Origin of the sequence: Ruegeria sp. HKCCA5426, from assembly GCF_013034585.1 — a bacterium.
In the GTDB taxonomy this organism is placed as follows: domain Bacteria; phylum Pseudomonadota; class Alphaproteobacteria; order Rhodobacterales; family Rhodobacteraceae; genus Ruegeria.
On the sequence record NZ_WQGH01000004.1, the window covers coordinates 312,442 to 331,599 of the forward strand.

At 55.4% G+C, this 19,158-nt stretch carries 20 protein-coding genes; 10 read left to right on the forward strand and 10 right to left on the reverse strand.

The window, feature by feature from the left end; translation table 11 throughout:
- Positions 1-3 precede the first annotated feature (3 nt).
- On the forward strand, positions 4-1,890 hold the full coding sequence (locus tag GOV87_RS08780; RefSeq protein ID WP_171211508.1) for a long-chain fatty acid--CoA ligase: 1,887 nt from the start codon (positions 4-6) through the stop codon (positions 1,888-1,890).
- Positions 1,891-1,919: 29 nt separating this feature from the next.
- On the forward strand, positions 1,920-3,080 hold the full coding sequence (locus GOV87_RS08785) for an ABC transporter substrate-binding protein (RefSeq protein ID WP_171211509.1): 1,161 nt from the start codon (positions 1,920-1,922) through the stop codon (positions 3,078-3,080).
- Between the two features lie 60 nt (positions 3,081-3,140).
- On the opposite strand, the gene rpsI is transcribed toward GOV87_RS08785, so the two are convergent.
- The 3 genes from rpsI to GOV87_RS08800 form a co-directional block, all read right to left on the reverse strand.
- Positions 3,141-3,626 carry a 30S ribosomal protein S9 gene (rpsI, locus tag GOV87_RS08790; RefSeq protein WP_170388395.1) on the reverse strand — a complete coding sequence of 162 codons (486 nt, stop codon included), beginning with the start codon at positions 3,624-3,626 and terminating at the stop codon, positions 3,141-3,143.
- Between the two features lie 6 nt (positions 3,627-3,632).
- A complete protein-coding gene (gene rplM, locus GOV87_RS08795; RefSeq protein ID WP_039536983.1) occupies positions 3,633-4,091 on the reverse strand; it encodes a 50S ribosomal protein L13 in 459 nt (152 codons plus the stop codon).
- A 163-nt stretch (positions 4,092-4,254) separates the two neighbouring features.
- A complete protein-coding gene (locus GOV87_RS08800; RefSeq protein WP_171211510.1) occupies positions 4,255-5,658 on the reverse strand; it encodes a PLP-dependent aminotransferase family protein in 1,404 nt (467 codons plus the stop codon).
- A 98-nt stretch (positions 5,659-5,756) separates the two neighbouring features.
- Here GOV87_RS08800 and GOV87_RS08805 point away from each other — a divergent pair, with 98 nt between their 5' ends.
- Positions 5,757-5,984: a DUF1127 domain-containing protein gene (locus GOV87_RS08805; protein WP_171121406.1), complete on the forward strand. Its 228-nt coding sequence runs from the start codon at positions 5,757-5,759 to the stop codon at positions 5,982-5,984.
- Positions 5,985-6,040: 56 nt separating this feature from the next.
- Here GOV87_RS08805 and GOV87_RS08810 read toward each other — a convergent pair whose 3' ends face one another.
- On the reverse strand, positions 6,041-6,484 hold the full coding sequence (locus GOV87_RS08810) for a PaaI family thioesterase (protein ID WP_171211511.1): 444 nt from the start codon (positions 6,482-6,484) through the stop codon (positions 6,041-6,043).
- A gap of 58 nt (positions 6,485-6,542) precedes the next feature.
- On the opposite strand from GOV87_RS08810, the gene GOV87_RS08815 reads away from it, so the two are divergent.
- The 4 genes from GOV87_RS08815 (at position 6,543) to gluQRS (ending at position 10,464) form a co-directional block, all read left to right on the forward strand.
- Positions 6,543-7,328, forward strand: coding sequence for an enoyl-CoA hydratase (locus GOV87_RS08815; RefSeq protein WP_171211512.1), 786 nt, complete (start codon positions 6,543-6,545; stop codon positions 7,326-7,328).
- A gap of 256 nt (positions 7,329-7,584) precedes the next feature.
- Positions 7,585-8,925, forward strand: a complete 1,341-nt coding sequence (gene trmFO, locus GOV87_RS08820) for a methylenetetrahydrofolate--tRNA-(uracil(54)-C(5))-methyltransferase (FADH(2)-oxidizing) TrmFO (protein WP_171125100.1) — start codon at positions 7,585-7,587, stop codon at positions 8,923-8,925.
- A gap of 37 nt (positions 8,926-8,962) precedes the next feature.
- Positions 8,963-9,577 (forward strand): class I SAM-dependent methyltransferase, encoded by a 615-nt coding sequence (locus GOV87_RS08825; protein WP_171125102.1) that lies wholly within the window; start codon positions 8,963-8,965, stop codon positions 9,575-9,577.
- Positions 9,574-10,464: a tRNA glutamyl-Q(34) synthetase GluQRS gene (gene gluQRS / locus GOV87_RS08830; protein WP_171211513.1), complete on the forward strand. Its 891-nt coding sequence runs from the start codon at positions 9,574-9,576 to the stop codon at positions 10,462-10,464. Before GOV87_RS08825 ends, gluQRS begins: the two co-directional genes overlap by 4 nt.
- Here gluQRS and hisI read toward each other — a convergent pair.
- A complete protein-coding gene (gene hisI / locus GOV87_RS08835; RefSeq protein WP_171121400.1) occupies positions 10,444-10,833 on the reverse strand; it encodes a phosphoribosyl-AMP cyclohydrolase in 390 nt (129 codons plus the stop codon). The two genes, gluQRS and hisI, sit on opposite strands and share 21 nt — an antisense overlap.
- Positions 10,834-10,881: 48 nt before the next feature.
- Between hisI and GOV87_RS08840 the strand changes: the two genes are divergently transcribed.
- Both GOV87_RS08840 and GOV87_RS08845 read left to right on the forward strand, forming a co-directional pair.
- Positions 10,882-11,334 carry an iron-sulfur cluster assembly scaffold protein gene (locus GOV87_RS08840; RefSeq protein WP_171121399.1) on the forward strand — a complete coding sequence of 151 codons (453 nt, stop codon included), beginning with the start codon at positions 10,882-10,884 and terminating at the stop codon, positions 11,332-11,334.
- Positions 11,335-11,393: 59 nt separating this feature from the next.
- Positions 11,394-12,032, forward strand: coding sequence for a MarC family protein (locus GOV87_RS08845; RefSeq protein ID WP_171211514.1), 639 nt, complete (start codon positions 11,394-11,396; stop codon positions 12,030-12,032).
- Positions 12,033-12,218: 186 nt separating this feature from the next.
- On the opposite strand, the gene GOV87_RS20550 is transcribed toward GOV87_RS08845, so the two are convergent.
- From GOV87_RS20550 to GOV87_RS08865, 5 genes are all read right to left on the reverse strand, one after another.
- Entirely contained in the window at positions 12,219-12,341 is a 123-nt protein-coding gene (locus GOV87_RS20550; RefSeq protein ID WP_256367685.1) for a hypothetical protein, read from the reverse strand.
- A gap of 111 nt (positions 12,342-12,452) precedes the next feature.
- A complete protein-coding gene (recG, locus tag GOV87_RS08850; RefSeq protein ID WP_171211515.1) occupies positions 12,453-14,543 on the reverse strand; it encodes an ATP-dependent DNA helicase RecG in 2,091 nt (696 codons plus the stop codon).
- Positions 14,540-16,666, reverse strand: a complete 2,127-nt coding sequence (gene ligA, locus GOV87_RS08855; protein WP_171211516.1) for an NAD-dependent DNA ligase LigA — start codon at positions 16,664-16,666, stop codon at positions 14,540-14,542. The genes recG and ligA overlap by 4 nt, the downstream gene beginning before the upstream one ends.
- 123 nt (positions 16,667-16,789) lie before the next feature.
- A complete protein-coding gene (ctrA, locus tag GOV87_RS08860; RefSeq protein ID WP_171121395.1) occupies positions 16,790-17,506 on the reverse strand; it encodes a response regulator transcription factor CtrA in 717 nt (238 codons plus the stop codon).
- An 81-nt stretch (positions 17,507-17,587) separates the two neighbouring features.
- Positions 17,588-17,881, reverse strand: a complete 294-nt coding sequence (locus GOV87_RS08865) for a DUF1153 domain-containing protein (RefSeq protein ID WP_171211517.1) — start codon at positions 17,879-17,881, stop codon at positions 17,588-17,590.
- A gap of 128 nt (positions 17,882-18,009) precedes the next feature.
- Between GOV87_RS08865 and mnmA the strand changes: the two genes are divergently transcribed.
- Entirely contained in the window at positions 18,010-19,155 is a 1,146-nt protein-coding gene (gene mnmA / locus GOV87_RS08870) for a tRNA 2-thiouridine(34) synthase MnmA (protein ID WP_171211518.1), read from the forward strand.
- Positions 19,156-19,158: the final 3 nt, after the last annotated feature.

The window sequence follows — 19,158 nt, forward strand, 5'->3', positions numbered from 1 at the left end:
TGAATGAATATCAGCACCCTGCCCCCTCAGACCAAGATCAACGGCGTGCAATTCAACGCCACCCCCGGACAACGCCCCGTTCTGGTGGACGAATGCCAGACCATCAGCCAGCTATTCCAAAAACGCTGTGCCGATCTGGGAACGCGCACGGCGCATCGGGAAAAGGACTTCGGCATCTGGAAAGCCTATTCCTGGGCAGATTACTGGCAACACGCAAAGTGGATCGGGTTGGCCCTGCGAAAGCTGGGTTTGCAAAGGGGTGAGGTTGTCTCGATCCTGTCCGAGGACCGCAAGGAATGGGCCTGGTTCGATATGGGAATTCAATGCGTGGGCGGGATCGCTTCGGGGGTCTACACGACTGATTCCGCCAATCAATTGAAATACTTGGTGAATGACAGCGATAGCCGGTTTCTGGTGGTCGAGAATGAAGAGCAACTGGACAAATTCCTTGAAATTGAAACCGAAGTTCCCGGCCTGTTGAACGTCATCATCCTTGAGGATGAGGGCCTGCACGATCTGGACCACGACCGTTGTATGATGATCGACGCCCTATACGACATCGGGCGTCAGGCCGAGGCCGAAGAACCCGATCGGTTCGAGGCCGAAATCGCCTTGGCATCACCGCAGGACACGGCGCTGCTGGTCTATACATCGGGTACGACGGGCGCCCCCAAGGGGGCAATGCTGAGTCATGAAAATGTTCTGGCGGCAATCGAGTGTGGCACCAATTCTCTGCCGACCCATGAAACGGATGAGCAACTGTGTTTCTTGCCGCTGTGCCACATCCTGGAACGGGATGTGTCCGTGTATTTCCCATTGGCTGCTAAGTGCGTGGTTAATTTCGCAGAAAGCCCCGAGACTGTCTTTTCGAACCTGCAAGAGGTTTCTCCTTCAACCTTCACCGCGGTTCCGCGCGTTTGGGAGAAAATATATTCTCAGGTCCAGATCATGACGCAGGATGCAACCCCTGCTGGTCGTGCCGCTTTTGGGATGGCGTTGAAGGCGGGGCTTGCCCGGGCAGAGTACATTCTGTCTGGCCAACCCGTGCCTGCGGGTGTGGCTGCAAAATTCTGGCTGTGGGACCGCCTTGTGCTGCGCAACCTTCGCCGAATGCTCGGCATGGACAAAATGCGGCGGGGCGGTAGTGGGGCCGCTCCGATCTCGACCGATCTGCTCAAGTGGTATTGGGCCATTGGTGTGCCGTTGGTCGAAGGATTCGGTATGACGGAGACCTCTGGCTTGGCGACGCTGAATACCATCGAGGACAATAAGATCGGCACGATTGGCAAACCGGTTCCCGGCAATGATGTTCGCATCTCAGATGAAGGTGAGATTCAAATCAAGGGGCTGAACGTCTTTCAGGGATATTGGCGTAATAACGCAAAAACCGCCGAGACATTCACGGCCGATGGCTGGCTGAAAACCGGTGACATGGGGCAGATTGACAAGGAAGGCTACGTTTCCATCACAGGCCGGTTAAAGGACATCATCATTACCGCAGGCGGCAAGAACATCACCCCGGCCGAGATCGAAAGCCGACTGAAATTCAGCCACTATATTTCGGACGCAGTGGTGATCGGTGACAAGCGAAAGTTCCTGACCGCGCTGATTATGATAGATCAGGAAAACGTCGAGAAGTTCGCGCAGGATCGAAAAATTCCGTTCTCTAACTTTGCATCTTTGTGTGCAGCAGTCGATGTGAAGGATCAGATCGCGTCAGAAGTTGCAGAGGTCAACAAAGAGTTCGCGCGCGTAGAACAGATCAAGGATTTTCGTCTAATCGACGTTTTGCTGACAGCAGATGACGATGAACTTACTGCGACCATGAAACTTAAGCGCAGCTTTGTCGAAAAGAAACACGGGCACCTTATTGAAGACATGTACAAATAGACAAGGGATTACCCAAAGGGAGGAAAAATATGAGGACTCTGATCAAAGGGATGGCTGCAGCCACTGCGCTGACCGCTTCGGCGACATTCGCCAGCGCGCAAACTCAGGGCGTGACAGATGATGAGATCGTCATCGGATCGGTCAATGATCTGAGCGGTATTTTCGCTGCGGTTGGTGTGCCGTCCACCAAGGGGGCCAACGTGGTGTTTGATCGCGTGAATGCCGAAGGTGGCGTGCACGGGCGCACGATCCGGTTTGTCGTTGAAGACAACGGTTATCAGATGCCGCGCGCGATGCAGGGCTATAACAAGTTGCTGAACCGGGACAAGGTCTTTGCGATGATGCAATCATTGGGCACACCTATGAACCTTGCAGGGTTCAAGCTGTTGGATCCAAAAGGTATTCCAAACGTTGCCCCTTTGACCGCCGCGCGTCAGATGTTGCAAGAGCCGATGAAGAACAAATTCACGTCCTTCTCGACTTACTATGACCAAAGCCGTGTGGGTGTGAAATACATCGCCGACCAGTTCGGGTCGCAAAAGGTGTGCACGATGTACCTGCCCACGGATTTCGGCGAAGAAATTCTTGAAGGCAGCAAGGCCGGTGCCGAAGAAGCCGGAATTGAATTCGCCGCTGAAACAACGCACAAGCCTGATGAAACCGATTTTGTGGGATCGCTGAGCAAGCTCAAGGAAGAAGGCTGCGACATTGTAACGATGGCCTTGGGGGTCCGTCAGGTGATCACGGTCGTCGGAACAGCCAAGAAGATGGGCTTGGAGGATATGAAATTCCTCGGAACGTCGGCCAGTTTCCTGACCGTGGTCGCTCAGGTACCTGGCGGAGTGACCGACGGGTTTTATGCCGCCGCCTCGTGGCAGGACCTGTGGGCGCGTGCGGAGGAACCTGCCCCGGCCGCCTTTATCGAGGAATACAAAGCCGCAACCGGTGAAGACCCTGTAGGATTTTCGATGCTTGGCTACGCAGCGGCTGAAATGATGGTCAAAGCGCTGGAAGCCGCAGGGCCCGATCTGACGCATGACAGCTTTATCGCCGCGATGGAGTCGTTGAACTACACAGATGAGTTGGTTGGGAATGAGATCACCTACGGTCCCGACGATCACCAGGGTGCGGATACCGTCTATGTCAGTGTTGTTGACAACGGCGTCTGGAAAAAAGTCTACGAAGAATAACCGTTCCAAAGAAAAAGGGCTCGCAGACGCGAGCCCTTTCCAATTCGATATCCGCAGCGATTAACGCTTCGAGAACTGGAACGAACGACGCGCTTTGCGCTTACCGTATTTCTTACGTTCCACAACGCGGCTGTCGCGGGTCAGGAAGCCAGCGGCTTTCAGTGCGCCACGCAGCGACGGATCATAGAGTTGCAGTGCTTTCGAGATGCCGTGCTTGACCGCGCCGGCTTGACCGGTCAGGCCACCGCCTTTGACGGTTGCAACAACGTCGAACTCACCTTCTACACCGGCAACCTGGAAAGGCTGGCGCAGGATCAGCTGCAGAACGGGACGAGCGAAGTACTTGTCCTGGTCTTTGCCGTTGACGGTGACCTTGCCGGAACCCGGCTTGATCCAAACGCGGGCAACAGCGTCTTTACGCTTGCCGGTGGCGTAGGAGCGGCCCAGCTCGTCACGCACGGGCTCACGTGCGATGACTTCTTCGGCCACGGTTTCAACGCCTGCGACGGCGCTCAGCTCTTCGAGAGTATTGATCTGATCAGCCATCGGTCATTAGCTCCGGGTGTTTTTCTTGTTCATGGACTTAACGTCCAGAACTTCGGGCGCTTGCGCCTCATGAGGGTGCTCGGCACCGGCATAAACGCGCAGGTTGGTCATCTGCTGACGCGCCAGACGGTTGCCCGGCAGCATGCGCTTGACCGCTTGGGTCACGACGCGCTCGGGGTGTGCACCCTCGAGGATCTGCTGCTTGGTGCGGGATTTAATGCCGCCCGGGTGACCCGTGTGCCAGTAGAAGTTCTCTTCGCGCTTCTTGCCGGTCATCTGGATTTTGTCAGCGTTGATCACGATGACGTTGTCGCCCATGTCCATGTTGGGTGTGAACGACGCTTTGTGCTTGCCACGCAGGCGCATGGCGACGATCGAGGCAAGACGACCCAGAACAACGCCTTCGGCGTCGATCAGGATCCATTTCTTGTCGATGTCTGCAGGTGTTGCAGAAAAGGTTTTCATGGCAGGATAGTCCTGTTTGATGTGAAAGACCGCCCCAAGACAGAGCGGCCCGAATTCGATGGAGCGTATTTAGAGGGGTGCGTGGTGCACGTCAACAACGTTAAGTCTAATAAAATTGTTTAATAACAACGATTTGAAAAATAGGTATTATTTTACCCCATGATTAAACGCTGATTTGCTCGGGTGGATTGTCCAACAGGGATCTCAGCCGCTGCATTGCCTCTTCAAACCGTTCCAGAGAGACATGGCCGTTCATTGCAATGCGCACCGCGTTTGGGGCGCGACCGTCGCGCAATGCGAACTCGTCGGCCGACCTCAGTTGTATGCCTTCCCGCTCGGCAGCGCGGCTGAATGCGGCCGCGCGCCAGCCTGATGGCAAATTCAGCCAGACAAATGGCACATCCGGCGCCCAGCTCAGGTCGAAACCGCCAAGAGCGTTGACAGTCACGCGCACGTATTCGCCCATTTTCAGGCGCACATCCTTTGCGATCCGTCGGGTTCTTGGGTCTGACAACAGTAACCGAGTCAATTCCGCCAGAGGCTGTGCAAGGCCAAAATACCCGTATTCCGCAGATCGACGCAGATCGACACTTCGTTCCCGCGGCGCGATCGCAAAGCCAACCCGCAATGCCGGTGTCAGCGTTTTTGAGATTGACGACACATGCCACCCGCGTTCCGGTGCTAGTGCGCGGTAGCTGGGTTCGCGGGCATCGCCCATGCGATAGCAGTCGTCTTCGATGATTTGCAGATCAAAGCGGCGGGCGACTTCCACGATTTCCTTGCGCCGCTCCAGCGGAGCATGAGCGCCGGTTGGATTCTGCACCTCGGGCGAAACACAAACGGCCTGCGCGGCGGTTTGGCGCAAAACTTGTTCCATGGCTTGGGGATCAATTCCCCACTTGTCCATTTTCACGCCGACGACTTCGGCACGCATCAACTCTCCCGCGCGCCGAAACCCAGCATAGGAAAGGTCTTCGACCAGAACGACAGGTTTAGGGCCACGCAAGATAGTTTGAAACACAAGGCAAAGCCCGTTCTGGCCGCCATGTGTCAGTACAATGTCGTCATGTGACAGCGCCCCCAACGGCAGGTCCGACAACCATTCGACCACAGTTTGTCGTACGGGTTGATAGGCGTCGCGGGTCGGATAGTTCAGGAACAGCCCCGGATCTGCCTGCGAAACCTTGTTAAGGCATTCCCGGATAAGGGTCACCTGCCCCACATCTGCCAAACGCGGGCTGAACAAACTGACATTGGCATTGTATTTGTCGTCCCGCAGATGCAACTGCCGCGCCCAGACATCGTCCAGAATCGGTGATTTCGGAGGGGCCACGAATGTACCACGCCCAACTTCGGCTTGTAACAATCCCTCATCAGTCAGAATCGTGTATGCTCGTGCAACGGTCCCGGGCGTGATTTGTAACCGATACGCCAATTCACGGACCGGTGGAAGCTTGGCTCCGACGTCCAGTAACTTGTTATCAATGGCTTTTCGAATTGTGTCGGCCACCAATGTATACTTGGGGCCTTTGGATTTTGGCAGTGACTCCGGCCAAATTGTATCCATTACAATTCTTCCTTTGATTTCGACACAATTGGAAATGTATCAATCACACATACCGAACATATTACGTTTGTGTCAATACAATTGAAAGGATACCCACTATGACACGCGCAATGCACACCCCCGCCCTTTTGCTGCTGAACGACAGCCCTCGGCTGCCTTTGATCGCTGCGCTGGCCGTGCGGTTTGCGGCGACTGTCACCAAGTGGGAACGTCAACGCCGCAGCAGGGTCAATTTGTCAAAACTGGATGATCGGATGCTGCGTGATGTCGGGCTGACCCGCCATCAGGCAGACCGCGAGATCAATCGTCCGTTCTGGCACGGATAGGTTTTCCCCAGTCCCATAAGGGACCTCTTCCTTGGCCGGGCTCGCCCGGCCATTTTTTATCCAAAAGATTCGGCAGAAGACCCTTCCGGCGGAAGTGAATACGTCATTGTGGCCCGGGCAACCGGCTTGTCCGAACCTACCGAATACATAAGCACATCCCCGACCGCCAAAGTCCTTCCAAGCTTTAGCAACCTGCAACGGGCAATCATGTCCTTGTCTCCATCTGGTTTGCGCATGAAATCCATCGAGCATCCTGTTGTAACCGCAAGGGACAATCGCCCCTTTCGCGCAAGGATGAGTGCGTAAACGCAGACGTCGGCCAAGCCGAACATCGAGGGCCCCGATACGGTTCCGCCCGGCCTCAGGTGCCTGTCCCCGACGACCAGTCGCATGACAATCGTATCTTTTGTCACGTCTTCAACGACAAAGTCATCCTGTACCTGCGGAAACACCTGCGCCATGTAATCCGACAGCTCTTCGCGGTTCAAAACCAACGACATACTTCCCCTCCTCGAATTGCCGACCTAGAGTTGGCCTCACATCAGATCGGAGGGCAAGATGGGAATTCTGGAACGTGGCGACACAGGTGCCGTTGCCAGGCTGAAGATGAACGCGCCGGATCGCCTGAATGCCCTCAGCGAGGAGATGCTGGCCGCTCTGCAGGCGGAATTTGATGCGCTTCGAGAGGACAGTTCAATTCGCGTCGTTATCCTTTCCGGGGCCGGGAAAGGGTTTTGCGCTGGCCACGATCTAAAGCAGATGACCGCTGGTCGTCAGGCTGAAGATGGCGGAAAGGCCTATTTTCTGGATTTGTTCGCCCAATGCACCCGAATGATGCTGTCGATCCAATCTCTTCCTCAGCCTGTTATTGCACAGGTACATGGGATTGCGACGGCAGCGGGCTGCCAATTGGTTGCCAGTTGCGATCTGGCGGTTGCTGCCGAAGGGACGCGGTTTGGTGTCAACGGTGTGAATATCGGTTTGTTTTGTTCAACGCCGATGGTGGCCCTCAGCCGCAATATCCCGCGAAAGCGTGCTTTCGAAATGCTGACAACAGGCGACTTCATCTCGGCGGAACGGGCGTCTGAACTGGGTCTGGTCAATCGCGTGGCACCAGAAATGCTGCTGGAGCACGAGACACAGGCGCTGGCAGATCAACTGGCGACCAAGCTTGGATCAGCGGTGAAAATCGGGAAGCAGGCCTTCTATCAGCAGTTGGATATGCCGATCGAACAAGCCTATGCCTATACGGGTGAGGTAATGGCACAAAATATGCTGCATCGGGATACCGAAGAAGGAATATCTGCATTTATCGAAAAAAGGCCGCCAAATTGGGATCAATAAGGCGACGATATTAAACCTTTTTCGCCACTGTTCGTATTTTTGGACTTTTCAAAAGGGCGACACTGTGGCAATGCTGAGACAAGGCTAAGGCCTTGCTTAAACTTTTGGGTCGCCGTGGGCGGAAGGTCCCTCCGAGCTGGTTTCTCTCACTGGCGTTGACATTCCCGCAGCGGCGATCCCAAAAAACCTCCCCTTTTTCTTTCCCCTGATCAACAGTCGTTTGCGTTGGCGTGCGCTCTGCCCTATGTGGCAGCACATGACACAGACATTGCATATCGTGGGCGGCGGCATGGCCGGGTCCGAAGCAGCTTGGCAAGCAGCGGAAATGGGCGTTGACGTGGTCATCCACGAAATGCGGCCCAAAGTTGGCACCTTTGCGCATCAAACCGGTAACCTGGCCGAGATGGTGTGCTCGAACTCGTTCCGATCGGACGATGACGAGCAGAACGCGGTTGGGCTGCTGCATTGGGAAATGCGCGCGGCAAACGGTTTGATCATGACCACGGCTGATGCACACCGCTTGCCAGCCGGTGGTGCGCTTGCCGTGGATCGCGACCCGTTTGCCGAGGCCGTGACCGCAAAGCTCAAGTCGCATGACCGTGTGCAGATCTCGGAAGAGGAAGTGACCGCCCTGCCCGATGATGGCAAATGGATCTTTGCGACGGGGCCTTTGACTTCGACAGCCCTCGGAGATTCGATCCGCGCGGAAACCGGAGCGGACTCGTTGGCGTTTTTCGACGCGATTGCACCAATCGTCTATGCAGACAGCATCGACATGAGCAAAGCGTGGATGCAATCGCGATACGACAAAGGCGAGACCGAGGAAGAGCGGACCGCCTATTTGAATTGTCCAATGGATCGGGAACAGTATGAGGCGTTCATTGATGCGCTGTTGGCCGCCGAAAAGACCGAGTTTCACGAAGGCGAAACTGCTGGCTATTTCGACGGCTGCCTGCCGATTGAGGTTATGTCTGAACGCGGGCGCGAGACTCTCCGACATGGCCCTATGAAACCAGTCGGCCTTACCAACCCGCATCAGCCTGATGTGAAACCCCATGCGGTTGTTCAGCTTAGGCGTGACAACGCGCTTGGTACGTTGTTCAACATCGTAGGCTTTCAGACCAAGATGAAATACGGCGCTCAGACTGAGGTGTTCCGGATGATCCCTGGTCTGGAAAATGCAAGCTTCGCGCGTCTGGGCGGTATCCACCGGAACACTTTCATCAATTCGCCCACGCTTTTGGATTCGCAAATGCGGTTGAAGTCCAAGCCCAACATTCGATTTGCCGGGCAAATCACTGGTGTTGAGGGTTATGTGGAAAGCGCGGCCATGGGATTGCTGGCGGGGCGTCTGGCCGCCGCGGAAATCCTTGGGCAGGATATGCCGACGGTCCCGCAGGACAGCGCCATGGGTGCCTTGATTCACCACATTACAGGCGGGGCCGAAGCAAAGACGTTTCAGCCCATGAACGTAAATTTCGGCCTGTTTCGTCCTGTTGATGGCCTCAAAGGGGGCCGCCGAGGGCGGAAAGACCGTTACAAGGCCTACACAGACCGTGCCAAGGTCGAGTGGTCCAAGTGGCTGTCACATTGCTGACTGGACGCAGCCCGTGTCAGCGGCCTAACATACGGGCATGAACGACGATTACCTAAAAGATGCGTATGGGCTGGACACACCCGAAGCCACGCGCGCGCACTATCAGAAATGGGCGTCGTCATACGATTCCGAAGTGGCTGCCCATGGCTATGTCACTCCCGGTCGCGTTGCCGAGGCGCTTTGGTCGCATATGCCCGAAGCTCAGACGCCTGTTCTGGACTATGGCTGTGGCACTGGTTTGTCCGGCGAGGCGCTGCACTCGGTTGGATTCAGGGTCATCGACGGCGTAGACCCTTCACCAAAGATGTTAGAAGGCGCCGAGGCCAAGGGGGTTTACAGACGGTTGTCGACGTTCGATCTGTCCGATCCAAACCCTTTGCAGCAAGGTGCGTACAAGGCGATTGCCGCCATTGGTGTCATCAGCGTCGGCGCCGCCCCGCCCGAGACATTTGATCTGTTGATGAATGCTTTGCCCAAAGGGGGTCTTCTGGCATTTTCATTCAATGATCACACACTTGCAGATCACACCTATACCTGTCGGCTGAACGATTGGCTGGACATGGGGGCGACGCGCCTGCTGTTTCGTGAGCATGGCCCTCATCTGCCGGGCATGGACCTCAAATCAGATGTCTATATTGTTGAAAAGTCGTGACATTCGTAACTAGGTTTGCGCCCTCTCCGACGGGCCCCCTGCATCTTGGACATGCGTATTCGGCGCTTTTGGCCTGCGATATGGCCACGTCGCATGAGGGTTCATTTCTTCTCAGGATAGAAGACATCGACCGCGCACGTTCGCGTCCGCAATGGGAAACCCGGATTTTCGACGATTTACACTGGCTTGGAATTACTTGGCCTACGCCGGTTATGAGACAATCTTTGCGGCTGGATGTGTATGAGCACGCCCTTGAAACGCTCTGGAATAATGGTTTGCTTTATCCTTGTACGTGCAATCGCCGCGATATTGCTGCAGCAGTTGGGGCACCGCAGGAAGGTGCCCCTTTGCTTGGGCCTGATGGCATAATCTACCCGGGTACATGCCGGAAAAAATCGGATAGAACCGGACCGATGCCACGAACAGTACCGCTGAGATTAGACATGGAAGCGGCGGTGCATCGAACAGTTGATTTGTTTGGAGAATCAGCAGGGTTTCAAGAAGATGGAGTGGGGCCTGAAGGTGAAACCGGGTGGATTACTTTCAGCGGGCAAGAAATGATCGAAACGATCGGTGACGTCGTTTTGTCCCGGCGGGATATGGGCACTTCATACCACCTGTCCGTTGTATTGGATGACGCGGAACAGGGCGTTAGCCACGTGGTGCGCGGGCAGGATCTGTTTGAGGCAACACGGATCCACATTCTGTTGCAGTCTCTGCTTGGCTTGACCTCTCCGGTTTACCATCATCACAAATTGATCCGTGATGACACCGGCAAACGACTAGCAAAACGTGACGATGCGCGCGCGATCGCAAAGTACCGCGCCGAGGGCCAAAGCCCGGCGGATATAAGGGCGATGGTGGGTTTATGTCATAGGCGACATTAGTTCGATCTCGTCACCTTCCCGAACGGCAGTATAAAAACAGCTCCGCCGATTTGTGTGGCAGGCCGGGCCGGTCTGATGAACGAGAACAAGCAAGCAATCGCGGTCACAATCCACACGGAAATCCACCAACTCCTGCGTGTGGCCAGAGCTTTCTCCTTTGATCCAAAAGGACTGACGTGAACGCGACCAATAGGTGACGCGGCCCGTTTCCAGCGTTTTTTCAACGGCTTCTGCATTCATCCACGCCATCATCAGAACTTCGCCCGAAGTTTCGTCCTGAGCAATGGCAGGGATAAGTCCCGCATCGTTATATTTCAAAGTGGTCGGGTCGAATGTGGCGCTTGCTTGCATCATAAAAACCTTTTGCATCCGGGTGGATGCTCACTATGTATGAGGAACAATCAACGAGGGAAAGCCATGTCCGGCGATAATGACCTGATTAAGTTATACTCTGGCCGAATTCTGGCGCTGGCTTCGGATATTCCCCATTTGGACCGGCTTGAGAATCCGGACGCGACGGTGAAGAAACGCTCGCCTCTTTGCGGATCGACTGTGACCGTTGATGTCAAGGTTCAGGATGGGCGTGTTGCGGAATTTGGGCAGGATGTGAAAGCCTGTGCCTTGGGTCAGGCATCGGCCGCCGTTGTTGGGGGCGCTGTTATCGGGGCAACCAGAGCGCAGATAGAAACGGCGCGCGATCAACTGGCCGATATGCTCAAAAAGGATGGCCCTGCCCCTGACGCCCCGTTTGACGGGTTGGAGGTTTTGATGCCTGCCCGCGAATACAAGAACCGACATGCTTCGATTCTACTTGCTTTGGACGCAACGGCCGAAGCGATGGAACAGGCTGAACAGGCAAACTGCGCGTAACCATAGTTTTTTCCGGCAATTCAGTCTAACCTCCTGCGAAATCAGGGGGAGTTTGTGACTTGAACAACTTGCTGGAACATTTCGTTACGCTTTGGGTTGTGATTGATCCCATCGGCACGATCCCCGTTTTCATTGCCGTTACCGCCGGGCTGGAGGCTGCAGCAAGGCGCAAAATGGCGTTGGTTGCATCAATTATCAGCGCTGGAATTCTTCTGTTCTTTCTAGTCTTCGGGCAATTGCTGATTGAGGCGCTGGATATCGGGCTGAACTCATTTCAGGTTGCAGGCGGCATTATTCTGTTCCTGTTCGCGATGACCATGATTTTTGGCGAAAGCAAGCAGGACACTGAACAACGCGCCGCCGAGGAAGATATCAAAGACCAGATGCACCAGCACAACCCGGCCATTTTTCCGCTGGCGGTTCCGTCTTTGGCCTCGCCCGGTGCTATGTTGGCCATCGTAATTTTGACGGACAACAACAGATACAGCGTTGCCGACCAGGGAATTACGGCACTTGTCATGATTTCGGTCGTGGCCATTGCATTTGTGCTTATGCTGCTGGCCGAGCCTATCATTCGGCTGATTGGACATTCTGGTGCCGCGATTATAAGCCGTGTCATGGGGATGATATTGGCCTCTGTCGCCGTGAACTCTGTTCTGTCGGCGATTCTGGAAATTATGAAAACCGGGCAATTGTAAAAAAAACCGCCGCACCTTCCGGGCGGAAAGGGCGGCGGCAGGATGTGCGTTTCTCGTGTGGGTCCGGAGGTCCGCACGGGGCCGAGGCAAGGCCCCTTCAAGGGAATTGGGACAGGCAGGTCACCCTTGACTGATATGGGGATGACAGCGCGGGTTTGGTCGGCACGAGATCGCAGGCAGAAAAGGTTAGAACGCTCCGGGCAGGTGGAGGGCAACCATCAGAATAACCACCAAAGAAACGGCACCGGCTGCATCCTGCAAAAGCGTAGATTGCGAGCGGGTGATGGCGGTCTTTATCTGGGTCAACATGGGTCACCTCCGGTCAGAGCTTTAATCCTTTGTTGACCTTTTGTTCTCACATTTCATTGAGTCGGTAAAGAACTTTTTGAGAACATTTGTGAACTAACGGTAAATTTTTCTCTAACCAACTGAAATCAAACGGATCGCCTGATCCTGCTTCATCAGCCACAGAAGAACACGCACCGCTTGCCCCCTGTCCGAGCTTAGTTTTGGGTCTTTCGCTAGGAAAGCTCTGGCATCCGTTTGCGCGATGGCCATCAGACCGGCTTGCCGCTCAAGATCAGCGATCCGAAATTTGGGCAACCCGGATTGGGCCGTCCCAATAAGGTCTCCGGCGCCGCGCATCTGCAGATCTGTTTCGGATATCCGAAATCCATCCTCGGTTTCACGCAATACTTCCAGACGTTTGCGCCCGCCCTCACTCAGCGGGGGTTGGTACATCAACAAGCAGGTCGAATCCGCTACTCCACGACCGACACGGCCTCGCAGTTGGTGTAATTGCGCCAAACCGAAGATCTCGGCGCGCTCAATGACCATGATGGTGGCGTTGGGAACGTTTACGCCGACTTCGATAACAGTGGTTGCGACCAGAACCTTGGTCTGACCTTCCTGAAACGCTTTCATGGCGGCGTCTTTGTCTGCCGGTGGCATTTGGCCATGCACCAAACCCACCACGTTATCCCCGAGAATTGCTCGCAACCGCTTGAAACGCTCTTCAGCGGCTGTGAGGTCCGATACTTCGGACTCGTCAACCAGCGGGCACACCCAATAGCATTGCCGCCCCTCGTCTATCGCCCGTCGCAGGTGAGTGATCACTTCTTCCATACGGTCTGTGCTGACAACAGCCGTCTTGATGGGTTTGCGGCCCGGAGGCTTTTCATCCAGAACGGACACGTCCATATCGCCATATTGGGCCAAAGCCAGACTGCGCGGGATTGGCGTTGCCGTCATCACCAATACATCGGCTCCACGCCCTTTTTCGGACAGTTCCATCCTTTGCCGAACACCAAATCGGTGCTGTTCATCCACGATCGCCAGTCGCAAGTCGCAAAATTCTACGTCATTTTGGAAGACCGCATGGGTTCCGACCAGAATTTGAATGTCACCCTTTTTTAATGCATCCAATTTGTTGCGCCGTTCGCCCCCTTTATCGCGTCCTGTCAGTATCTCCAGAACAATTCCGGCCTCTTCGGCAAGGGGGCGCAGCCCTTCAAGATGTTGACGGGCAAGTATCTCGGTCGGAGCCATCATCACGCCCTGCCCTCCGGCCTCGACCGCGACCAGCAGCGCCATGAATGCCACCAGCGTCTTGCCGGCACCGACATCCCCCTGCAACAGACGATTCATCCGCGCGTCCGAGGCCATATCCGCAGCGATCTGATCAATCGCCCGCATCTGCGCACCAGTTGGCTTGTACGGAAGGCTCGCCAGAACCTTGGATTGAAGCGCGCCTGTTCCAACACTGACAACGCCCCTCGCCTTTCGTTCCCGTTGCCGGGCCAAAGCGAGGGTCATCTGATGAGCGAACAACTCATCATAAGCCAAGCGTTGTCTTGCAGGGGCATGGCTTGCGACATCATCCGCGCCTTGCGGGTTGTGGGCCGCTTTGACTGCGGTCGCCCAGTCAGGCCACTCTTGTTTGGTGACTTGCGCCGGATCAATCCATTCAGCCAGTTCAGGCGCATGGGACAATGCGCTACGAGCTGCTTTGTAAGCCGTCTTTTGCGTTATCCCCTGAGTCAGGTGATAGACCGGTTCAAACTCCGGTATGTCGCAGGCGTTTTCCAACGGAAGCATATAATCGGGGTGAACCATCTGGGCCATGCCGTCGAACAGCTCTAGTTTGCCCGATATCACCCGTCGCGATCCTTCGGGCAGAACCTTTTTCAAGTAATCTCCGCGTGCATGGAAGAAAACCAATTGGAAATCTGCCTGCGAATCCTCGACGTGAACACGATAGGCACCACCCTTATTGCGCGGCGGTCTATGCGGTCCCACCGTCACCTCAACCGTCAAGGTTGTCGGGAGATCAGCGCCCTGGATCGTATCCCTTTTACGTCGATCTATCACTGCATAAGGCAAACCGAAAAGCACATCTCGGGGTGTTTCAACCCCGGCCTGCACCATGGTTTGCGCGGTCTTGGGACCCACTCCTTCCAGTGTTTCTAGCCCGGCAAACAGTGGGAACAGGACTTCGGGCCTTCCGCTCATGACGCGCCGATCAAGGTCAGCCAGCCGTCTTCGTCCAGCGTTTGGATACCCAATTCCGCCGCCTTTTTTGCCTTTGATCCAGCGCCCGGTCCAGCCACGAGCAAATCGGTTTTCTTACTGACCGAGCCGGATACTTTCGCACCCAGGGATTCGGCCCGTGCCTTGGCTTCGGCGCGGGTCATTTTTTCCAGTGTGCCGGTGAAGACAACCGTTTTGCCAGCCACAGGACTACCAGAGGTGTCGGGTCTAGTTGCTTTCTGTACGTCCAACTGCGCCACCAGAGCGTCGATGCTGGACCGCTCGGCATTTTGGGCAAATGCTGAAACTAATGCGCGGGCCATGATCTCTCCGATCCCGTCAATGGCCAGCAATTCTTCCCACTCAGGACCGACAAAATCCGCGGCGGCGGTGATGGCTTCTTCGAACTCGTCCCAGGACCCATAATGGTTGGCGATCAGGTTTGACGCGGCTTCGCCCATGTGGCGGATGCCCAGCGCAAACAAAAGACGTCCGAACGGTATGTCCCGCTTTTCATCAATCGCAGCCCACAGGTTACCAGCGCTTTGCGCGCCCCAGCCCTTGCGGTTCGCCAGCTTGTTTAAGTTAGCGGCGTCGCGGGTTTGCAGGGTGAAGATATCAACCGGGGTTCTGACCGGAAGGTCCGGGTCGTCATAAAACATCTCAATTTGTTTGGCACCCAGACCTTCGATGTCGAATGCCTTACGCGAGACAAAGTGCTTCAGCTTCTCAACGGCTTGGGCCGGGCAGATTATGCCTCCTGTACAGCGCCTTACGGCGTCGCCTTCCTCGCGAACCGCGTCGCTTTGGCATTCTGGGCAAGTCGTTGGGAACACATAAGGTTCTGCGTCAGTCGGGCGTTTCGAAATGTCGACATCCGCAAGTTTGGGAATGACATCACCTGCTCGGTAAACCTGAACCCAGTCGCCGATGCGAAAATCCTTGCCGTCCCGGATGATCCCACCCTTGGCGTCGCGCCCGACGATGTAGTCTTCGTTGTGGAGCGTCGCATTCGATACGACGACACCGCCGACCGTTACCGGATGCAGGCGCGCGACCGGGCTAAGCGCCCCTGTTCGGCCAACCTGAATGTCGATCGCCTCAAGCCGGGTCCATGCGAGTTCTGCTGGGAACTTATGAGCAATTGCCCATCTGGGTGTCGTGGACCTGAATCCAAGCCGAGATTGCAAAGACAGGTCGTTTACTTTGTAAACGACGCCATCAATATCATACCCAAGCGTTGCGCGCTGCGCTTCGATACTTCGGTAGTGGTTCAGGATCTGGTCCTTGGTGTCACAAACGGCGGTCAGTGGATTGGTCGAAAACCCGAAACCTGCCAATCGTTCAATTGCGCCCATTTGCGTGTCGGCCAAAGGATCGGACAATTCGCCCCATGCATAGGCAAAAAACCTGAGCGGGCGCGACTGGGTGATTGCCGAATCCAGTTGCCTGAGAGATCCGGCAGCCGCGTTGCGTGGGTTGGCAAAAAGTTTGTCACCCAAAGCCTCCTGACGTGCATTCAGGTCCTCAAAATCCTTGTGAGACATGTAAACTTCGCCCCGGACCTCAAGAATATCGGGAGCATCTGATACGCTCTGGGGAATATCGGAAATCGTACGCGCATTTGCTGTCACGTTTTCGCCGACCTCTCCATCCCCTCGGGTCGCTGCCTGAACCAAAATTCCCTTTTCGTATCGGAGCGATAGAGACAGACCATCTATTTTTGGCTCCGCAGTAAAGGACAGCGGCTGCGTATCCGACAAACCCAAATATTTGCGAACTGAGCGGTCAAAATCGACGACATCTTCTTCGCTGAACGCATTTCCAAGAGACATCATTCGGACGGCGTGGGAGACCTTAGAAAACCCGTCAGAAGGTCGGGCACCTACCTGGTCGGATGGGCTGTCCGTTCTTTTCAGGTGCGGAAAGCGGCGTTCAATCTCAGCGTTTCGCTGTTTGAGGCTGTCGTACTCGGCGTCCGAAATCTCGGGTGCGTCTTCCGAGTGGTACAGTGTGTTGGCCTGTAAAATCAGCGGGGCCAGCCGTGCAAGCTCGGATCGGGCCTGTGCTTCTGTCAGCTCGGATACTGGTGTTGAATCGCTCATGCCCTCGCCCTGTCACGTAATCTTGGAACTCAGTGATAGGGCGAGGTTATTCTCACGTCCAGACGTGCCGTTCACAGACTGAAGGTATCGCTCTGAACCAACGGCCAGATTTCAAAATCCGGGTTACGCACCGACCGCCACCCGCCTGTCGACCATTCTGTTACTTTGTGGGTCTCGCAGGACGTATCCCCTGCCCCAAACTGTCTCGATATAGTTTTCACCGCCCGTCGCGTTGCTGAGTTTCTTGCGGAGCTTGCAGATAAAGACGTCGATGATCTTGAGTTCGGGTTCGTCCATGCCGCCATAGAGGTGATTCAAGAACATCTCCTTGGTCAACGTCGTGCCTTTGCGCAAACTCAACAGTTCTAGCATCTGGTATTCCTTGCCGGTCAGGTGCACGGCTTTGCCTTCGACTTCAACCGTTTTGGCATCCAGGTTCACCGCGACGCGGCCCGTGTGGATCACGGATTGGGAATGGCCCTTTGATCGGCGAATGATTGCGTGAATACGTGCAACCAGTTCTTCACGGTGGAAAGGTTTGGTCATGTAGTCGTCAGCACCAAAACCGAAACCTTTGATTTTGCTTTCGGTGTCGTCAGCGCCAGACAGGATCAGGATCGGGGTTTCAACCCGCGCAATGCGCAATTGACGTAATACTTCGTGCCCATTCATATCAGGCAGGTTCAGGTCCAGAAGGATCAGGTCGTAATCATAAAGTTTTGCTAGATCGATACCCTCCTCGCCGAGGTCGGTCGCATAGACATTGAGGTTGGCGTGGGTCAACATCAATTCGATGCTTTTCGACGTAGTGGGATCATCCTCGACAAGAAGTATACGCATTTACTGCTCCAATTCGGTTCAACGTACCAATTAGGTTAAGCCTGCTCAAAAATGGTTAACCTGACGTTACCGTTGAATCACTTATTCACTTTCATCTTTAGGTTGTCGATATTTTTTTAAAGCCGTCACTTTCAGGGCGTCTTTTCCATGCTCCGCAACGGCCGAGACCCAGGAATTGAACTCCTCATCGCTCAACCCATACCGTGACTTTGCGTCAGACAGCGTGATCAGGCCGTAAAGTACGCCGCGAACCACAACGATTTTTCGCGACGCCACCCATCGTGTCGTGTCCGCAGGAGGAAGGTCTGCGCGCGACAAAATCGTGCCATCCGGCAGGGTTACAGAACGCGGACCTTCAACTTTGTGAAAATACATCTTCATAACCTTTTCTGCTGCGACAAAGCTGAAGCCAGCGTACTTAACGCTGGGTGAAACCACCCCTTGAGAGTGTGTAGAATTTTCCTATATTCTGCCGGTCTTTCTTAATCCGCACTGGAATCGTCATGGCCCTCGATACCGAGACACCGCTGAACTCGCTTGGCATTGCTAAACCCCCGTCGGAAACGCGGGTGGTTGTGGCCATGTCCGGCGGTGTGGACAGTTCTGTTGTGGCGGCACATCTGGCCGATCAGGGCTATGACGTCGTGGGTGTGACGCTGCAGTTGTATGACCATGGTGCGGCGCTGGCTAAGAAAGGCGCGTGCTGTGCAGGGATCGACATTCACGATGCGCGGCGCGTAGCGGAAGAACGCGGCTTTCCGCACTACGTTCTGGACTATGAGAACATCTTTAAGGACGCGGTGATCGACGAGTTTGCCGACAGCTATCTGGCGGGCGCCACCCCGGTGCCCTGCATCCGCTGCAATGAGCGGGTAAAGTTCAAGGACCTGCTGGAAACCGCCAAGGACCTTGAGGCTGACTGCATGGCCACCGGTCACTATATTCAGCGCAAGATGGGCCCGAACGGCCCGGAATTGCACAGCGCCGAGGATGCGAACCGCGATCAGTCTTATTTCCTGTTCTCGACGACGCCCGATCAGTTGGATTTCCTGCGGTTTCCGCTGGGCCACCTGCCCTCGAAAGACGCGACGCGCGAGATGGCGGCGCAATACGGGCTGGCCGTGGCCGACAAACCCGATAGTCAGGACATCTGTTTCGTGCCCAATGGCAACTATGCCAGCGTGATCGAAAAACTGCGCCCCGGTGCGGCTGAACCCGGCGAGATCGTCCATGCCGACGGTCGTGTGCTGGCACAGCATAACGGCGTAATCCACTATACGATTGGCCAACGGCGCGGGCTTGGCATTGGCGGCCTGAGCGAACCGCTTTATGTCGTCAAGCTGGACGTGGACAAGAAGCAGGTGGTTGTCGGCCCCAAGGAAATGCTGGCAACCCGTACAGTACCCGTGCGCGAAATCAACTGGCTTGGGGATGAGCCGTTCACGTCGCGCGAGGAATGGCATCTGAAGGTCAAGGTCCGGTCCACTCGCCCACCGCGCGAGGCGATCGTTCGCCCCCTGTCAGACACCACCGCCGAAGTCGAGCTGCTGACGCCCGAGGAGGGCATTTCTCCGGGTCAGGCCTGTGTCTTCTACGCGTCTGAAGGCAGCCGAATCTTTGGCGGCGGCTGGATTTGGCGCGGCTACTGATCC